The sequence below is a fragment of the Halobacterium sp. CBA1126 genome (genome assembly GCF_009741975.1).
Taxonomy (GTDB): Archaea; Halobacteriota; Halobacteria; order Halobacteriales; family Halobacteriaceae; genus Halobacterium.
The window spans coordinates 1-16,450 of record NZ_WPCF01000053.1 but is presented as its reverse complement, the minus strand read 5'-3'; the positions used below and the strand labels follow the sequence as shown (position 1 = coordinate 16,450).

17 protein-coding genes and 2 pseudogenes are annotated in these 16,450 nt (G+C 70.9%); 12 read left to right on the top strand and 7 right to left on the bottom strand.

All coding sequences use genetic code 11. From position 1 onward, the window contains the following. On the bottom strand, nucleotides 1–564 hold a 564-nt coding region (locus tag GJ634_RS08945), incomplete at its 3' end, for an ArsR family transcriptional regulator (protein ID WP_157502292.1). A 116-nt stretch (nucleotides 565–680) separates the two neighbouring features. On the opposite strand from GJ634_RS08945, the gene GJ634_RS08940 reads away from it, so the two are divergent. The 5 genes and pseudogenes from GJ634_RS08940 to thrS all read left to right on the top strand — a co-directional run bounded on the left by GJ634_RS08940 (nucleotide 681) and on the right by thrS (nucleotide 6,073). Continuing rightward, entirely contained in the window at nucleotides 681–1,019 is a 339-nt protein-coding gene (locus GJ634_RS08940; RefSeq protein ID WP_157502290.1) for a DUF5802 family protein, read from the top strand. A 46-nt stretch (nucleotides 1,020–1,065) separates the two neighbouring features. After that, nucleotides 1,066–1,961, top strand: a pseudogene (locus tag GJ634_RS08935) (Vms1/Ankzf1 family peptidyl-tRNA hydrolase). Between the two features lie 63 nt (nucleotides 1,962–2,024). Next, nucleotides 2,025–3,038 carry a DUF1611 domain-containing protein gene (locus GJ634_RS08930; RefSeq protein ID WP_157502288.1) on the top strand — a complete coding sequence of 338 codons (1,014 nt, stop codon included), beginning with the start codon at nucleotides 2,025–2,027 and terminating at the stop codon, nucleotides 3,036–3,038. Next, the gene (locus tag GJ634_RS08925) at nucleotides 3,035–4,069 is read left to right on the top strand and encodes a dipeptide epimerase (protein ID WP_331714077.1); all 1,035 of its coding nucleotides are present in this window, start codon (nucleotides 3,035–3,037) and stop codon (nucleotides 4,067–4,069) included. The genes GJ634_RS08930 and GJ634_RS08925 overlap by 4 nt, the downstream gene beginning before the upstream one ends. Before the next feature lie 78 nt (nucleotides 4,070–4,147). Then, nucleotides 4,148–6,073, top strand: coding sequence for a threonine--tRNA ligase (thrS, locus tag GJ634_RS08920; RefSeq protein ID WP_157502286.1), 1,926 nt, complete (start codon nucleotides 4,148–4,150; stop codon nucleotides 6,071–6,073). Nucleotides 6,074–6,088: 15 nt separating this feature from the next. Here the strand turns inward: thrS and GJ634_RS08915 are convergent, their stop codons facing one another. Genes GJ634_RS08915 through GJ634_RS08900 form a run of 4 tightly spaced genes read right to left on the bottom strand, consistent with a single transcriptional unit; the run spans nucleotide 6,089 to nucleotide 9,784 of the window. Continuing rightward, nucleotides 6,089–7,318: a chloride channel protein gene (locus GJ634_RS08915; RefSeq protein WP_157502284.1), complete on the bottom strand. Its 1,230-nt coding sequence runs from the start codon at nucleotides 7,316–7,318 to the stop codon at nucleotides 6,089–6,091. Nucleotides 7,319–7,352: 34 nt separating this feature from the next. Next, nucleotides 7,353–7,796 (bottom strand): universal stress protein, encoded by a 444-nt coding sequence (locus tag GJ634_RS08910; RefSeq protein ID WP_157502282.1) that lies wholly within the window; start codon nucleotides 7,794–7,796, stop codon nucleotides 7,353–7,355. A gap of 50 nt (nucleotides 7,797–7,846) precedes the next feature. Further along, a complete protein-coding gene (locus tag GJ634_RS08905; protein WP_157502280.1) occupies nucleotides 7,847–8,875 on the bottom strand; it encodes a hypothetical protein in 1,029 nt (342 codons plus the stop codon). 60 nt (nucleotides 8,876–8,935) lie between these two features. Continuing rightward, nucleotides 8,936–9,784, bottom strand: coding sequence for a PspA/IM30 family protein (locus GJ634_RS08900; RefSeq protein ID WP_157502278.1), 849 nt, complete (start codon nucleotides 9,782–9,784; stop codon nucleotides 8,936–8,938). Nucleotides 9,785–9,957: 173 nt separating this feature from the next. Here GJ634_RS08900 and GJ634_RS08895 point away from each other — a divergent pair, with 173 nt between their 5' ends. From GJ634_RS08895 to GJ634_RS08870, 6 genes and pseudogenes are all read left to right on the top strand, one after another. After that, a complete protein-coding gene (locus GJ634_RS08895; RefSeq protein ID WP_157502276.1) occupies nucleotides 9,958–10,560 on the top strand; it encodes an alpha/beta hydrolase in 603 nt (200 codons plus the stop codon). Between the two features lie 40 nt (nucleotides 10,561–10,600). Then, nucleotides 10,601–11,557, top strand: a complete 957-nt coding sequence (locus GJ634_RS08890; RefSeq protein WP_157502274.1) for a hypothetical protein — start codon at nucleotides 10,601–10,603, stop codon at nucleotides 11,555–11,557. 70 nt (nucleotides 11,558–11,627) lie between these two features. Next, the gene (locus tag GJ634_RS08885) at nucleotides 11,628–13,268 is read left to right on the top strand and encodes a CTP synthase (protein WP_157502272.1); all 1,641 of its coding nucleotides are present in this window, start codon (nucleotides 11,628–11,630) and stop codon (nucleotides 13,266–13,268) included. Further along, nucleotides 13,268–14,184, top strand: a pseudogene (gene guaA / locus GJ634_RS08880) (glutamine-hydrolyzing GMP synthase). The gene GJ634_RS08885 and the pseudogene guaA overlap by 1 nt, the downstream one beginning before the upstream one ends. Continuing rightward, complete coding sequence (locus GJ634_RS08875) at nucleotides 14,181–14,507, top strand: CTP synthetase (protein WP_157502270.1); 327 nt, start codon at nucleotides 14,181–14,183, stop codon at nucleotides 14,505–14,507. The pseudogene guaA and the gene GJ634_RS08875 overlap by 4 nt, the downstream one beginning before the upstream one ends. Before the next feature lie 24 nt (nucleotides 14,508–14,531). After that, entirely contained in the window at nucleotides 14,532–14,846 is a 315-nt protein-coding gene (locus GJ634_RS08870) for a cupin domain-containing protein (RefSeq protein ID WP_331714076.1), read from the top strand. On the opposite strand, the gene GJ634_RS08865 is transcribed toward GJ634_RS08870, so the two are convergent. Together GJ634_RS08865 and GJ634_RS08860 are read right to left on the bottom strand one after the other, a co-directional pair. Then, nucleotides 14,843–15,073 (bottom strand): hypothetical protein, encoded by a 231-nt coding sequence (locus tag GJ634_RS08865; protein WP_157502268.1) that lies wholly within the window; start codon nucleotides 15,071–15,073, stop codon nucleotides 14,843–14,845. The two genes, GJ634_RS08870 and GJ634_RS08865, sit on opposite strands and share 4 nt — an antisense overlap. A 43-nt stretch (nucleotides 15,074–15,116) precedes the next feature. Further along, nucleotides 15,117–15,821: a 5-formyltetrahydrofolate cyclo-ligase gene (locus GJ634_RS08860; RefSeq protein ID WP_157502266.1), complete on the bottom strand. Its 705-nt coding sequence runs from the start codon at nucleotides 15,819–15,821 to the stop codon at nucleotides 15,117–15,119. 118 nt (nucleotides 15,822–15,939) lie between these two features. Here GJ634_RS08860 and GJ634_RS08855 point away from each other — a divergent pair. Beyond that, the coding region (locus GJ634_RS08855) for an alcohol dehydrogenase catalytic domain-containing protein (protein WP_157502294.1) at nucleotides 15,940–16,450 on the top strand (511 nt) is incomplete at its 3' end.

The window sequence follows — 16,450 nt, the reverse complement described above, 5'->3', positions numbered from 1 at the left end:
GGGGGCGTCGAGGCGGTCGGCGACCGCGCTCGCGGAGCGCTCCCCGGACGCCAGCGCCGCGAGCACGTCGGCGTAGAGGCGCTCGTTGCCGTCGCCGACGGCCTCCGCGAGCTCGTCCTGGACGTCCGCGAGCCGGCCCTGCACCCAGCGCTGGGCCAGCGAGAGCTCGCGCTCGAGGTCCTTCAGCTCCTCGAGCTTCCCCGCGAGGTCCGCGACGTCGTCGTTGCGGTCCTGTCGGATGCGGATGGAGACGTGCTGGCACCGCGTCAAATCGAGGTCGGCGCTCGCGGGGTACGCGGACTTCGCGCCGAAGTCGAACGGCGACAGCCGCACCTCCAGTCGGAGGTTCTCGGCGATGTGGAAGTACTTCCGGCGCTGGTCGTCGACCTCGGACTCGACGAGGCCGGCGTCCTCGAGCCGCCGGAGGTGGTCGATGACGGCCTTCGGGCTGACCCCGAGGTACTCCGAGATTTCGGTGACGTAACAGGGCTTCCGCGCGAGCAGTCGGAGGATGCGTCGCCGGTTCTCGTTGCCGAGTATGTCGAGCAGTGCCCCCGAGTCCATCTTCACCCTGAGTTAGCGGCCGACGGGGAAAAGGGTGTCTGCTCTCGGTGGAATTGCGCGACGACTTAGGGGTTCGCCGGAGCGCTTATGTGGTTCCGTGGTAGACGTTGACATACATGTTCGAGGCGTTCTCCAGCGGCTACTACCTCGGACGGCTGTACGTCGAACCGACGGACGGCGACCGCGCCGCCATCAACAGCCGTCACCACGAACGGGTCAACGAGCAGCTGTACGCGGACGGCGAGGGCATCTCGCGGACGGACCTCCCGCTCGTGATGAAAGTCGGCCCCGCCCACCTCTCGGTCCACGGCGACGACGACGTCCCCGAGCGCACGCTCGCCGTCCCCGCGTCGGTCATCGAGAACGCCGACGTCGACAACCCGCCGTCGCTCGAGGAGGTGCTGCTGGCGAAACGCGAGCACGCCGCCCGCCTCTACGACATGGGCGCGGTGTAGCGCCCGGTGGGAAACGCCTAAGCGCCCGGGACGCCGCCGTCCGTCCATGCTGGACAGACTCCTCGGGCGCGCCTCCCTCAAGGAGCGCATCGAGGAACTGGAGGCCGAGAAGCAGTCCCTGCAGAACCAACTCGACGCCGAGAGCGAGCGCCGCAGCGAGGCCGTCCGGGACAAACAGGAAGCCGAGCAGCGCGTCAACGAACTCGAGGACCGGGTCACGGAACTGGAGGACCGGGTGCGCCGGCAGGGCGGCGAGGGCGGCGGGCCCGAGTTCCGGGGCCGCCGGGACCTGCGGGGGGAGCGCCGCGAGCGCGTCGTCGCGCTCCTCGACAGCCTCGAGACCACCGCGGAGGGCGTTCTCACCGCGTACGTCCCCGACGACCCGCCCGAGGCAGTCCGGGAGGCGTTCGGCGACCGCGCGCCGCTCGTTGAGCGCGCCGCCCCCTGTCTCGCCGTCCGCGACCGCGAGGGGCTCGTCTCCGCGGCGCTCCGCCCGCCGAACCCGCCTGGGGCGTTCGCCACGTGGGACTCGAGCGTGCAGGTCGACCGCGAGTGCTCGCGCCCACCGGCCGGTACGCGCTCGCGGTCGTGCGCGCGGACCTGTTCGCGCTGGGGGTCTTCGAAGCAGCAGACGGCGGACAGCCCGAGCGCGTCCGCTTCGAGGGGTTCGAGAGCGACGTGAAGGGCAAGCACTCGAAGGGCGGGTTCTCGCAGGACCGCTTCGAGCGCCGCCGCGAGAGCCAGATTCGCGAGCACCTCGAGAAGTGCCAGCGCGCGCTCGACGGCGTCGACGCCGAGCGCGTGTTCGTCGTCGGCGAGGGCACGCTCCTCGACGAGTTCGACGCCGACGCGACCGCCGCCGTCGACGCCACCGGGAAGCCCGAGGACGCGCTCGAGGACGCCCACGACGCCTTCTGGACGGTGCCGCTGTCGCTGCTGTGACCGGTCGGCGTCCGGGTTGCCCGCGACTTCAGGCTTAAGGCGGCGGCGGGCCTCCGTCGTCGTATGGACGTCGCACTCCTCGCACACGAGCAGTTCCCCGACCGCGCGAAGACCGCCGTCGGGGTGCTCCGCTACGCCGACTACGACGTCGTCGCCGTCCTCGACCGGGACAACGACGGCACCCGCGTCAACGACCACATCTCGGACGTCCAGGACGCGCCCGTGGTGGCGTCGATGAGCGACGTCCCCGACGGCGTGGACGCGCTCGTCATCGGCATCTCGCCCATCGGCGGCGCGTTCGAGGAGTCGTGGCGGCCGGACGTCCGGAACGCGCTCGAGCGCGGCTGCGACGTCTACTCCGGCCTCCACTACTTCCTCAGCGAGGACGAGGAGTTCGCCGACCTCGCGGCCGAGCACGGCGCGGAACTCTGGGACGTGCGGCAGCCGCCCGCCGACCTCGGCGTCGCGGACGGCGTCGCGGACAGCGTCGACGCCACCGTCGTCGCGACCGTCGGGACGGACTGCTCGGTCGGGAAGATGACCGCCACCCGCGAACTGTACGAGGCCGCCCGCGAGGCGGGGATGGACGCGGCGTTCGTCGCGACCGGCCAGACCGGCATCCTCATCGAGGGCGACGGCATCCCGGTCGACCGCGTGGTCTCGGACTTCGCCGCGGGCGCCGTCGAGCGCATGGTGCTGGAGGCGGGCGCGGACCACGACTACGTGTTCGTGGAGGGGCAGGCGAGCATCGTCCACCCCGCGTACTCGGGGGTCACGGCGAGCATCGTCCACGGCGCCCAGCCCGACCACCTCGTGCTCTGCCACGAGGTCGGCCGGGACTCCGTCCACGGCTACGACCAGCCGCTCCCGCCCGTGGAGTCGTTCGTCCAGCGCTACGAGGAGTTCGCCGAACCCGTCGCCGAGGCGGACGTCGTCGGCGGCATGCTGAACACGCGCAGCGTCGACACCGACGAGGACGCCCGGGAGGCGGTCGCCGACTTCGCGGACGCCATCGGCGTGCCCGCCGACGACCCGGTGCGGTTCGGGCCGGACTCCGTCATCGAGGTGATTCGGTGAAGGCGACCTTCGAGCGCCGCGAGTTCCCGCTCGAAGACCCCTTCACCATCGCGCGCGGCACGCAGGACACCGCCGCGAACGTCGTCGTGCGCGTCGAAGACGACGAGGGGAACGCGGGCGTCGGCGGCGCCGCGCCCTCCGCGCACTACGGCGAGACCGCCGGCACCGTCGAGGCCGTCCTCCCCGAGCTGCTCGCGGTCGTCGAGCGCGTCGACGACCCCCACGCCCTCGCGCGCATCGAGGAAGGCATGCGCGAGGTCGTCGAGGACAACCCCGCGGCGCGGGCCGCGGTCAGCGTCGCCTGCCACGACCTCGCCGCGAAGCGCGTCGACCTCCCGCTGTACCAGTACTGGGGGCTGGACGCGACGAGCACGCTGGCGACCTCATACACCATCGGCATCGACGACGAGGAGACGATGCGCCGGAAGACCGCCGACGCGGTCGACGCGGGCTACGGCACGCTGAAGGTGAAACTCGGCACCGGCCGCGACGAACAACTGCTGTCGGCGGTGCGGGAGACCGCGCCCGACGCCACCATCCGCGTGGACGCCAACGAGGCGTGGACGCCGAAGGAGGCGCTCCGCAACATCGAGTGGCTCGCCGACTACGGCGTCGAGTTCGTCGAACAGCCCGTCCCCGCGGCGAACCGCGAGGGCCTGAAGTACGTCTACGAGCGCTCGCCGCTCCCCATCGCCGCCGACGAGTCCTGTCTGGTCGCCAGCGACGTGCCGGACGTCGCGGACCGCTGCGACGTCGCGAACCTGAAACTGATGAAGACCGGCGGGCTCCGGGAGGCCAAGCGCCTGATTCACACAGCTCGCGCGCACGGCCTCGAAGTGATGTGCGGCTGTATGATCGAGTCCAACGCCAGCATCGCCGCCGCCTGCCACCTCGCGCCCCTGCTGGACTACGCGGACCTCGACGGCTCGCTGCTGCTCGCCGACGACGACTTCGAGGGCGTGCCGCTGCCCGCCGGCCACGTCGACCTGCAGGCCGTCGACCGGCCCGGCACGGGCGCGCGCGAGGTCTGAACGCTTCAGGGGCCTGCGGCACGCACTCGCACCGTCTCAACAGGCTTATGGGTGCCTCCGGGCGAACTAACGGACAGCATGAGCACCGTTACTGTGACGCTCCCGGACGGCGCGACGCTCTCCGTCGAGTCCGGGGCGACGGTCGAGGACGTAGCGTACGAAATCGGGCCCGGCCTCGGCCGTGACACAGTCGCCGGGAAACTCGACGGCGAACTCGTCGCGAAGGAGGAACCCATCACGGAGGACCGCGAGATCGAGATCGTCACCGAGGACTCCGACGACTACCTCGACGTCCTCCGGCACACCGCCGCGCACGTGCTCGCGCAGGCCATCCTCCGCCACCACCCCGACGCGAAACTCACCATCGGCCCGTACACCGAGGAGGGGTTCTACTACGACGTCGCGGACGTCGAACTCGACGCCGACGACCTCGAGGAGATTCAGGAGGAGGCCGAGGACATCATCGAGGCGGACTACGACGTCGAGCGCGTCGAGTACGACCGCGAGGCGGCCTTCGAGCAGTACGAGGACAACCCGTTCAAGCGGGAGATTCTCGAGACCGAGGCCGCCGGCGAGGACCCCGTCAGCTTCTACCGGCAGGACGGCTTCGAGGACCTCTGTCAGGGCCCGCACGTCGACTCCACCGGCGAAATCGGCGGGTTCGAGGTCCTGGAGACCTCCGCGGCGTACTGGCGCGGCGACGAGGACCGCGAGACCCTCACCCGCGTCTACGGGACGGCGTTCCCGACCGAGGAGGGCCTCGAGGAGTACCTCCAGCGGCGCGAGGAGGCGAAGGAGCGGGACCACCGGAAGCTCGGCGCCGAGATGGACCTCTTCTCCATCCCGGACGTCACCGGCCCCGGCCTCCCCCTCTACCACCCCAACGGGAAGACCGTCCTGCGCGAGCTCTCGGACTACGTCCACGGGCTGAACCGCGAGATGGGCTACGAGGAAGTGGAGACGCCGCACCTCTTCCGCACGGAGCTGTGGAAGCAGTCCGGGCACTACGACAACTACGTCGACGACATGTTCCTCATGGACGTCGACGACGAGGAGTACGGCCTGAAGCCGATGAACTGCCCGGGCCACGCCACCATCTTCGACCAGTCCTCGTGGAGCTACCGCGACCTCCCCGTGCGGTACTTCGAGGACGGGAAGGTGTACCGCCGCGAGCAGCGCGGCGAGCTCTCCGGACTCAGCCGCGTGTGGGCGTTCACCATCGACGACGGCCACGTGTTCGCGCGCGCCGACCAGATCGAGGAGGAGGTCCGGCGCATCATGGACCTCATCTTCGAGGTGCTGGACACCTTCGACCTCGACTACGAGGTCGCGCTCGCGACGCGCCCGGAGAAGTCCGTCGGCAGCGACGAGATCTGGGAGCAGTCCGAGCGCCAGCTCCGGGAGGTCTTAGACGAGCAGAACGTCGACTACGACCTCGAGCCCGGCGACGGCGCGTTCTACGGCCCGAAGGTCGACTTCGCGTTCGAGGACGCGCTCGGGCGCACGTGGGACGGCCCCACCGTCCAGCTCGACTTCAACATGCCCGACCGCTTCGACCTGGAGTACACGGGCTCGGACAACGACGCCCACCAGCCGGTGATGATCCACCGCGCGCTCTACGGGAGCTACGAGCGGTTCTTCATGGTGCTCATCGAGCACTACGACGGGAAGTTCCCGACGTGGCTCGCGCCCGAGCAGGTCCGCATCCTCCCCGTGACCGACGACAACCTCGGGTACGCCCACCGCGTGAAGAACGAGCTCGACGACTACCGCGTGGAGGTCGAGGACCGCGACTGGACGGTCGGCCGGAAGATCCAGCAGGCCCACGACGACAACGTCCCGTACATGCTCGTCCTCGGCGACGACGAGGAGGACGCCGGGACGGTCTCGGTCCGCGACCGGCGGGAGCGCGAGCGCAACGACGTCGCCGTCGAGACGTTCCGTGACCACCTCGAGGGCGAGGTCGACGAGAAGCGCACCGAGCCGGACTTCGTCGGCGAGTAACCCACTCCGTCTCTTCTAGTCGCCGACGTGGAAGTTCGGCGGTTCGCGGCGCGGCGCCGCGGTCTGGAGGAAGCCGACGAGCGGACTGCCGACGAACCCGACCAGCGCCGCCAGGAAGACGGGCGTGATGCTCGCGCCGTCGGTCAGCGCGATGGCGATGAGCGCCGACGACAGCGGCGTCCCCGTGACGACGGCGTTGAACGCTGCCATGCCCGCGAGCATCGAGAGTATCGGCGGGAGCGCGGGGACGACCAACGACGCCGCGAGCCCGAGCACCGCGCCCATGAACATGTGCGGGACGATGAGGCCGCCGATCCAGTTGCCGTTGATGGTGAACGCGGCCGCGACCATCGTCCCGAGCAGTGTCGCGACCAGCACCCCGAGTCCGAGGTCGGCACCGACGAGCTGGTTCATCTTGCTGCCGCCGTAGAAGTACGTCAACGGGAGCGCGTACCCGAGCAGGCCGATGCCGAGGCCGGCGACGGTCGTCCGCACGTAGATAGCTGGGGACCACCGGTTGAACAACCGCCCCACGGCGTCGAAGATGGTCGCGTAGAGCGCCCCGAACGGAACGGCGACGACGGCGACGGCGGCCGCGGCGACCAGCTGGCCGCCGGTGACGGGCGCGACGGCGGAGACGTGCCACGTCGGGAACAGGTGGAAGCCGCCGACAGCGGCCTCCGTGAGGTAGCCCGCGAAGCTCGCGACGAACGTCGGGATGATGGCCTCGTAGTACTCGAGGCCGCGCTCGTGAGGGAGTTCCAGCCACAGCAGCGCGCCGCCGATCGGCGCGCCGAGGATAGCGCCGAACCCCGCGCCCATGCCGGCGAGCGTGAGCAACTTCTCGGCGTTCGGGACGCCGAACGTCTCAGCGGCCTGCGTACCGAAGCTCCCGCCGACGACGCTCATCACTCCCTCCGGGCCGGCGTTCTGTCCCGCGATCAGCCCGAGGAAGCCGACCGGCACCGTCGGCACGTTCTCCGTGAGCGGGACGCTGCCCTCGTCGTGGAACCGGCGGACGAGCGCGGCGAGCGCGCCCGGATAGTACGTCTTGTAGAGAATGGCCCCGATGAGGACGCCGGCCGCGACGCTGACCGGGACGCGCCAATAGGTCGCCTCAAAGGTGTGCCAGAGCGCGTGCTTGGCGGCCAGCCACGCAATCCGGAACCCCGTGGCGACGAGGCCGACCGCGACGCCGAGCACGGCGGCGCACGCGAGTAGCTTCGAGAACCGGCGCTGGTCCATCAGCCGTGTCGGACGCCCGGGACCGGCACGTAGCTTACGATTCGTCCTTCGACGTCCGGCGCGCGACGAGCACGGGCCGGTCGGCCTTCCGGACGACGCGCTCGGTGACACTCCCGGAGAGCAGTCTGCTGACGCCCGAGCGGCCGTGGGTCGCCATTACGACGAGGTCGACGTCGGCCGCCGCCGCGTAGTCGAGTATCTCGCGGTGCGGCGTCCCGGTCCGAATCTCGGTCTCGGCGTCGAGGCCGCGGTCGTCGGCGGCCGCGGCGACGGTCTCGACGGCGCGCTCGGCGGCTGCGACGACGCTCGACTCGCCGCCGTTGCCCGAACTGCCGACGATGCTCGCGCGCTCTGACTCGGGAACGACGTAGAGCGCGTGGACGACCGCGTCGAACTCAGCGGCGAGGTCGAGGCCGTGCGTGACGCCGGCGGAGGCGGCGTCGCTGCCGTCCGTCGGCACGAGGACCGCGTCGTACATGCGTCGGAATACGGTGGATGGCCACGTAAGTGTCGGGTGCGCCGGCGCGTTCAGTTGTCGACGTCGCCGCTGCGCTCGGTCTCCCGGAGGATGAACGGCCCGATGGAGAGCGTGCGCTTCGTGACGGTGACGATGCGGAGGATGTACGCCAGCAGGATGGTGAACGGCAGCACCGCGACGGTCGCGCTCGCGCTCACGAGCACAAGCGCGTGGCTCACGCCGAGCGTGCTCCCCGGGTGCGCCGACGGGTCCAGGAGGAGGACGGCGACGATAGACACCGCGAGCGCGGGCACCGCGGCGTACAGCAGCGTCCGCGAGAGGTCCGAGAGCTCCCACTGGAAGTACAGCGTCTTGAAGTGCTCGCGGGCCGGCCCGAACAGCGCCAGCGTGTCGAGGAGGTCCGAGAGGGCGTCGTCGGCGTCCTCGCCGAGGGCGTCGCCGTGCTCGGAGCGCAGCCGCTCGCCGGCGTAGATCTTCCACGAGTAGTTGTAGTTCAGCGCCGCCCACACCACGTCGAAGTCGCCGAACTGCGCGCCCTCGAGCTGGTCGGTCACCGCCCTCGCGTTCCCCGTGAGGTTGTCCACGTACCGCTGGACGGCGTCGCCGGTCTCCCCGTCCGGGGCGGCGTCGGCGAGCGCGTCCGCCTGCTCGCGGGTGGCCGCGACCAGCCCGCGAAGGAACGCCGACGGTTCGGTGGGCGCGACGTCCATCCCGGCGGCGTTCGCGGCGTCCTCGCGGAACTCCATGGCGCCCTCCATCCGGTCGCGCTGGTCGCCGACAGCGCCGAGCTCCTGTGAGAGCACGAGCTGGCTCAGCGTCAACACGAGCGTGACGCCGGTGATGGTGGAGCCGACGAGCGCGTTGAACAGCGTCTCGTGGGGGTCGCCGTCGGTCAACAGCGCGTACGCCGGCGTCGGCAGCAGCGTCCCGGCGACGACCATCGAGCAGAACAACACGACCAGGAGGCCGCCGGCGACGGCGCGCCGGTCGGCGTCCAGTACGACCCAGAACCACCGGCTGTTGCGGGGGACGCGCTCCCGCATCCGGTCGCTCGGTTTGTCCTCGCTGCCGTCGGTCATACCCGGCCTTCGACGTACGCACGGAAAACAGTAGTCGCTCCGGCCGGGTCGTCGCCGGGGCTACGCCTGCTCCTCTTTCTCGCGGATGGCCTCCAGCTCCGCTTCGACGGCCTCGTCGTCGACGTCCTCGAGGGCTTCGCGTTCGACGTCGCCGAGGTCGTCGTCGACTGCTTGTTCGCTCGTTCCTTCGACGTCCACGTCGACGGCCCCGTCGGGCTCCTCGCCGCGGACCTCCGCGCGCAGCTCGTCCAGCTCGGATTCGACGCCGTCGCCGCGCTCTGCCGCGAGTTCGCGGTCGATGCTGTCCTCGTCGGAGAGCGGGCCGTCGAGGACGCCGCGGTCGTCGAGCTCGTCCAGCGCCGCCGCGCGCGCCTCCAGCTCCTCGGTCTGGTCTTTCGCGCGCTCGATGGCCCGCGAGACGTCGTCGTCCCCGACGCCGGAGACGGCCTCGGAGACCCGCGTCTGGGCCTCCGCGGCCTCGTGGCGGGCCTTCATCGTCTCCTTCTTCGTGCGGAACTCCTCGACCTGCCGCTCGAGGTCGTCTTTCTTCTCCTCGAGGTCCCGCTGGGTGCGCTCGAGGTCCGCAATCTGGTCGTCGAGCTCGGCGACCTGGTCGCGTTTCGCCTGCTTCTTCTCGAGGGCGCGCCGCGCGAGGTCGTCCCGGCCCTGCTGGACGGCCTCCCACGCCTGGTCGTCGTGCTTCTCGACGTTCTGCGCGAGCCGCTCGCGCTGGACCTCGAGGCGCTTCTTCTGCGCCGTGAGGTCGGCCAGCCCCTTCTCGACGTCCCGGAGTTCGTCGCGCAGCCGCTGGTAGGAGTAGTCCAGCGTCTCGGTCGGGTCCTCCGCGGACCTGACGAGCCCGTGCAGCTTCGACCGGACCGCGTACGAGAGTCGTGACACGATACCCATACACACGGCTTGGGGCTCTGGACGTATAATCTTCACCGGCGTGGTCGACCGGAGGGAGACCACGTTACCGCGAGCGGCGACCGCAGGGAGCCGCGAGCCGCGTGCCCGAGCCGCGCACCAGACACTCTACACCGACCGCAGCCTACACCTCGGTCGCCCGCGAACGCCCGTGCATGCAACAGGAGACCGTGCTGGTGCCGGGCGGCCGGGACGTGGAGGCGACGCTGGATTCGCCCGATGGCGGCGCGTCGGCGTGCGTCGTGCTCTGTCCGCCCCACCCACAGCACCGCGGGCACCGCGGGGACGAGCGGCTCGTCGCGGTCGCGGAGCACCTCGTGGACGCGGGCGTGGCGGCGCTGCGCTTCGACTACGGCGACTGGGACGAGGGACTGGGGGAGCGCGAGGACGCCCGGAACGCGGTCCGGTGGGCGAGCAAGCGCTACGAGCGCGTGGGGCTGTTCGGGTTCAGTTTCGGCGGGTCGATCGCCGCGCTGGCGGCCGCGAGCGTCGACGTCGACCTCTGCGCGGTGTCGCTGCTCGCGCCCGCGGCGGAACTCGAAAGCGGCCTCGACGCCGCCGACGCGCTCGCGGACGTCGCGGCGCCGCTGCAGGTCGTCTACGCGACCCGGGACACGACCGCGGACTGGGAGCCCGTGGTGGCGGCCGCCCGCGACCTCGACTGCGCGGTCGTGGAACTGGACGCCGACCACTTCTTCGTCGGGCGCACCGACAGCGTCGCGGAGGCGGTCGGCCCGTTCCTCGCCGAGGCCTGCTAGTGCCGCAACCGCTATCAGGCGCCGCGTCCACGCACCGGCCATGACGAGTGGCTGGACGCGGTTCAGACGGTGGGTGACGCTGACCGGGGACCGCCGCGCCGTCGCCGCCGCGCTGCTGGTCGCGTTCGCGGTGGCGTTCGGTCCGATTGGCCACCTGTTCACGCTCGGCGGCGGCGGCCCCGAGACGACGGTGCCGCTGGTGACGACGCTGCTGTCCGGGAACTTCGTGCTCGTCTCCATCGTCGTCTCCGTCAACTCCGTGTTCGTCTCCGGCGAGCAGAACCCCCTCGGCCAGCAGTTCGGCCGCATCCACGACACCGCGGAGTTCCGGCGGCAGCTCGAGTCCGTCGTGGAGGCCGACCACGTGCCCGCGGACCCCGAGGGGTTCCTGCAGGTGCTCACCGGCGACATCGTCGAGCGCGGGCAGCGCCTCGAGGACGACGTGCCGCCCGCGGACGTCGACGTGCGCGCGGACCTCGACGCCTACCTCGACCGGCTCGGCGCGGCGTCCGGCGAGATGAACGCCCGGCTCCGGGACGTCGACCGGCCGCTGGCGGTGGTGCTGGCGACGATGCGCTTCGACTACGCCCGGCAGGTCGAGGACCTCCAGCGGCTGCGCGCCGAGCACGGCGACGACCTCCCGGAGAGCGCGGCGACCACCCTCGAGGAGATGCTCGACCTGCTGGAGTACTTCGCGGTCGCCCGCGCGTACTTCAAGTCGCTGTACCTCCGGCGGGAGTTCGCGAGCCTCTCGACGAACCTCGTCTACGTCGCCGTCCCCTCCATCGGCGTGGTGTCGTTTTTCCTGCTGCACTTCTCCCGGCTCCCGAGCACGCACGCGCTCGTGGTCGCCGTCCACGTGGTCGCGCTCGTGCCGTTCGCGCTGCTGTCGGCGTACGTCGTCCGCGTCGCCGCCGTCTCGCGGCGCACGGAGTCCCCCGGCCACTTCGTGTTCGGGGACGGCGAGCCCGGCGTCCCGGGCGTCGCCTCGAAGTAGCGTCGTGGCAGCGGCTGGCGAACGACGCCCGTCCCGAAACCGTTTTTGCCACGCCCGCCGCACAGTCAGTATGCCGACGGAGACCGGATACGACCCATCGCTGGGCAGCAAGTTCGTGTTCGTCACAGGCGGGGTGATGTCGGGACTGGGGAAGGGCATCACCGCCGCCAGTCTGGGACGCCTCCTCTCGAACGCGGGCTTCGACGTCACGGCCGTCAAAATCGACCCCTACCTCAACGTGGACGCGGGGACGATGAACCCCTACCAGCACGGCGAAGTGTACGTGCTGAAAGACGGCGGGGAGGTCGACCTCGACCTCGGGAACTACGAGCGGTTCCTCGACGTCGACATGACCTCCGACCACAACGTCACCACGGGGAAGGTCTACCAGCACGTCATCGAGCGCGAGCGCGCAGGCGACTACCTCGGGAAGACCGTCCAGATCATCCCGCACGTCACCGACGACATCAAGCGGCGCGTCCGCGAGGCCGCCGAGGGCAGCGACGTCTGCATCGTCGAGGTCGGCGGCACCGTCGGGGACATCGAGGGGATGCCGTTCCTCGAGGCGCTCCGGCAGTTCAGCCACGAGGAGGACGACGAGGACATCCTGTTCGCGCACGTCACGCTCGTGCCGTACTCCCAGACGGGCGAGCAGAAGACCAAGCCAACCCAGCACTCCGTGAAGGAGCTCCGGTCGATCGGTCTCCAGCCGGACATCCTCGTGGGGCGCTGCGAGGACAAACTCGACCCGAGCGTCAAGGAGAAGATCGCGCTGTTCTGCGACGTCCCCACGGACGCCGTGTTCTCGAACCCGGACGTCGAGGACGTCTACCACGTCCCGCTCGTGGTCGAGGAGGAGGGCCTCGACGAGTACGTGATGGAGGAGTTCGACATCGCCGACGACGCGCTCCCCGAGAGCGAGCGCTCGACGGAGTGGCGGGACCTCGTCACCCGCGACCGCAGCGGCGAGGTCGACGTCGCGCTCGTCGGGAAGTACGCCCTCGAGGACGCCTACATGAGCATCCACGAGGCGCTCAAGCACGCCGGCCTCGAGCGCGGCGTGGACGTGAACGTCCTCTGGGTGGACTCCGAGAAGATGAACGACGACCACGAGCAGCGCCTCCGCGAGGCGGACGGCGTCGTCGTCCCCGGCGGGTTCGGCTCGCGCGGGACGGAGGGGAAGATCCGCGCGATCCAGTACGCCCGCGAGCACGACGTCCCCTTCCTCGGGCTCTGTCTGGGCTTCCAGCTCGCGGTCGTGGAGTACGCGCGCAACGTCCTCGGGATGGACGACGCCCACTCCTCGGAGATCGACGACGAGACGCCGTACCCGGTCATCGACCTGCTGCCCGAGCAGTACGACCTCGAGGACCTCGGCGGGACGATGCGGCTGGGCGCCCACGACACCGAGATCCAGCCCGGGACGCTCGCCCACGAGCTGTACGGCGACACGTCCTGTACGGAGCGGCACCGCCACCGCTACGAGGTCAACCCCGAGTACATCGACGACCTCACGGAGAACGGCCTGACGTTCTCCGGGGAGGCGGGCAACCGCATGGAGATCCTGGAGTACGACGACCACCCGTTCTTCTTCGGGACGCAGTTCCACCCCGAGTTCCGGTCGCGGCCGACGCGCGCGAGCCCGCCGTTCGTCGGGCTGCTGGACGCCGTCCTCGAGGAGACCGACACGAAGGCGGAGGTGGTGAACTGATGGTCGACGTCGAGGAGTTCGTCGCGGACGCCAAGGCGGAAATCAGCGAGGGGCTCGGCGACAGCACCGCCATCATCGCGCTCTCCGGCGGCGTCGACTCCTCCACCGCGGCGGCGCTCGCCTACGAGGCGGTCGGCGACCAGCTCGTCCCCGTCTACGTCGACACCGGCCTGATGCGGAAGGGCGAGACCGAGGAGATTCGGGAGTCTTCGACTACATGGACAGCCTCCGCGTCGTCGAAGCGCAGGACCGCTTCTTCGACGAGCTCGCGGGCGTTACGGACCCCGAGGAGAAGCGCCACGTCATCGGCGAGCAGTTCATCCGGGAGTTCGAGACGGTCGCCGAGGAGGTCGACGCCGACTACCTCGTGCAGGGCACCATCTACCCGGACCGCATCGAGAGCGAGGGCACCATCAAGAGCCACCACAACGTCGGCGGGCTGCCCGAGCGGGTCGGCTTCGAGGGCATCGTCGAGCCGATGCGCGACCTCTACAAGGACGAGGTCCGGGAGGTCGCCCGCCACCTCGGCCTCGAGGAGATCATCAGCGAGCGCATGCCGTTCCCCGGCCCCGGTCTCGCCGTCCGCGTGCTCGGCGAGGTCACCCCGGAGAAGGTCGAGGTCTGCCGGGAGGCGACCGCGGTCGTCGAGGAGGAACTCGAGGAGTACGACCCGTGGCAGGCGTTCGCCGCCGTCCTCGGGAAGGCGACGGGCGTGAAGGGCGACAACCGCGTCCACGGCTACGTCGTCGCCGTCCGCTCCGTCGAATCGCGGGACGGCATGACCGCCCGCGCGCAGGAGCTGGAGTGGGAGACCCTCCAGCGCCTGCAGTCCCGCATCGCCGGCACCATCGACGACGTCTCCCGCGTCGTCTACGACGTCACCCACAAACCACCCGCGACCATCGAGTACGAATGAAGGCCATCGTCGTCGGACCCGACCGCGGCATCGTCGACGCCCTCGAAGCGGAGGGCGTGGAAGTCACCAGCGTCGAGGGCGTCGCCTCCGGGCAGCGCCTCGAGGACGCCGGCGTCGCGGACGCCGACCTGCTCGTCATCACGGACGCGGCGGAAGCCACCGCCATCCCGGTCGCCCGCGAGCAGAACGAGGGCCTGAAAATCGTCGCGTACACGCCGGACTCGATGCCGGAGTTCGTGAAGGGCGTGCTCGACATCGCCGTCGACCCGGCGCTGCTCGGCCCCGAGACGGTCGCCGAGGAGCTCGTCGAACCCGACAGCTAAGGCTTCCGCCGACTCGCTTCTGGCGTGTCCCTCGACCGCTACCCCGACCTCGACCCCGAGACCGGCGAGGTCGTCACGGAGGAGCTGTACTACTCGCCGGACGAGCTCGTGAAGGCGTTCGCGCTCGGCCCCGGCGCCGAAGTCGAACCCCACGAGCACGGCGACCAGACGAACGCCTTCCACGTCCTCGAGGGCGAACTCGTCGTCGTGCAGGGCGACAGCGAGGAGACCGTGGACGCGCCGGGCGTGGTCGTCCACGAGCGCGGCGTCGCCCACGGCGCGCGCAACGAGAGCGACGGCGTCGCGGTGTTCACGGCGACGATGGCGCCGATGGGCTAGAGGGAGAGCGCGACGGGCCGCCCCGGCCGCTCGTCCTCGCCGTCGACGGCCGCCGAGTGCGGGCTGACGTGCTCCCAGCAGACGAACTTCTCGACGCTGCCGGGCTCGTAGAGGAAGTAGTCCGCGGGCTTCGAGCACAGCGAGCACTCGGGGTCGCCGTCGGCCGCCTCGACGGCCGCCGCCAGCGCCGCCTCCGCGCTCGCGTCGTCGTCGCTCGAAGCCGGCATACGAGTCGGCTACGGCGCTTTCGTGTTTAAACGCTCGGGCGGTTCAGGGCGCGAGCCGCGCGAGCACGGGGATCTCCTCGCGGCGTTCCTCGCTCACCGCGTCCCACTCGACGCCCGCGGGCTTCTCCGCGGGGGCGTCGGTCTCGACGACGCGCTCGGGCGTGACGACGTAGTCCATCGGCACGTCGTGGTCGTCCGTCGGGACTGCTTCGTCGACGACCTGCCGCTCGTGGACCGTCGTCGCCGTCGCCGTGTCGTCGTCCACGCGGTCGAACTCCCGCAGCAGGGCGAACTCGAGGTCGCTGTACCCCTCGCCCTTGCCGACGCGCGCGCCGCGCTCCGTGACCGCGACGCTCCCCGAGACCACGAGGTCGACGGGTTCGACGTCCTCGGGGCCGACGGCTTCGCCGTGCTCGCCGATGCCGCTGACCGTCGTGGCGTCGTCGACGTCCGCGACCTCGTCGGGGTCCAGTCGGAGGAAGCACTGCTCGTCGCGCAGCCGCGGCACCGCGACGTACACCGTCTTCCCCGCGCGGAGGGCCGCGCGCCGCACCGGCAACTGCGGTGCGTCCGGGTTCGCCTTCACCACGTCGGCGTCCCGCCACGCGTCGGTGTCGGCGAGCCGGTCCGCGGCCTCGTCGGCGCCCGCGAAGTTCGGGATGCGGCCGTGCGGCGGGAACGGGAACCGCGCCTCGCCGCTGGCCTCGAGGTCGTCCCAGACGCGCTCGCGGAGCTCCTGCTTGTCCATGCGCGAGTGTGCGGGCCGGCGGGACGTGAACCCCCGGCTTCCCGAGCCGGAAGCCTGCGCCGCCGCCGACGTTCCTTTCCTCCCGACGCCCGTTGGACCGTCCGTGACCGACTCGCAGATGACCGCGCACGTGATCGAGGAGTACGGCGACCCGGACGTCTTCACCGAGACGACCGTGGCGACCCCCGAGCCGGGGCCCGAAGAGCTCCGCGTCGAGGTCGCGGCGACCAGCCTCAACCCCGTCGACTACAAGATTCGCCGCGGCGACCTCCCGGACTTCGCGCCGCCGTTCCCCGCGACCCTCCACTGCGACGTCGCGGGCGTCGTCGACGCCGTCGGCGAGGACGTCGAGGGCTTCGAGGTCGGCGACGAGGTGTACGGGATGCCGGGCGGCGCGGGACGGCAGGGCGCGCTCGCGGACTACGTCGTCGGCCACGCCGGCACGTTCGCGCCCGCACCCGACGCGATTCCGCTCGAAGACGCCGCCGCGCTCCCCGTCGTCGCCACCACCGCGCTGGAGATGCTCACGGACAAGGCCGACGCGGGCGAGGGCGACGAGGTGCTCGTCTACGGCGGCGCGGGCGGCGTCGGCCACGTCGGCGTCCAGCTCGCCGACGACCTCGGCGCGG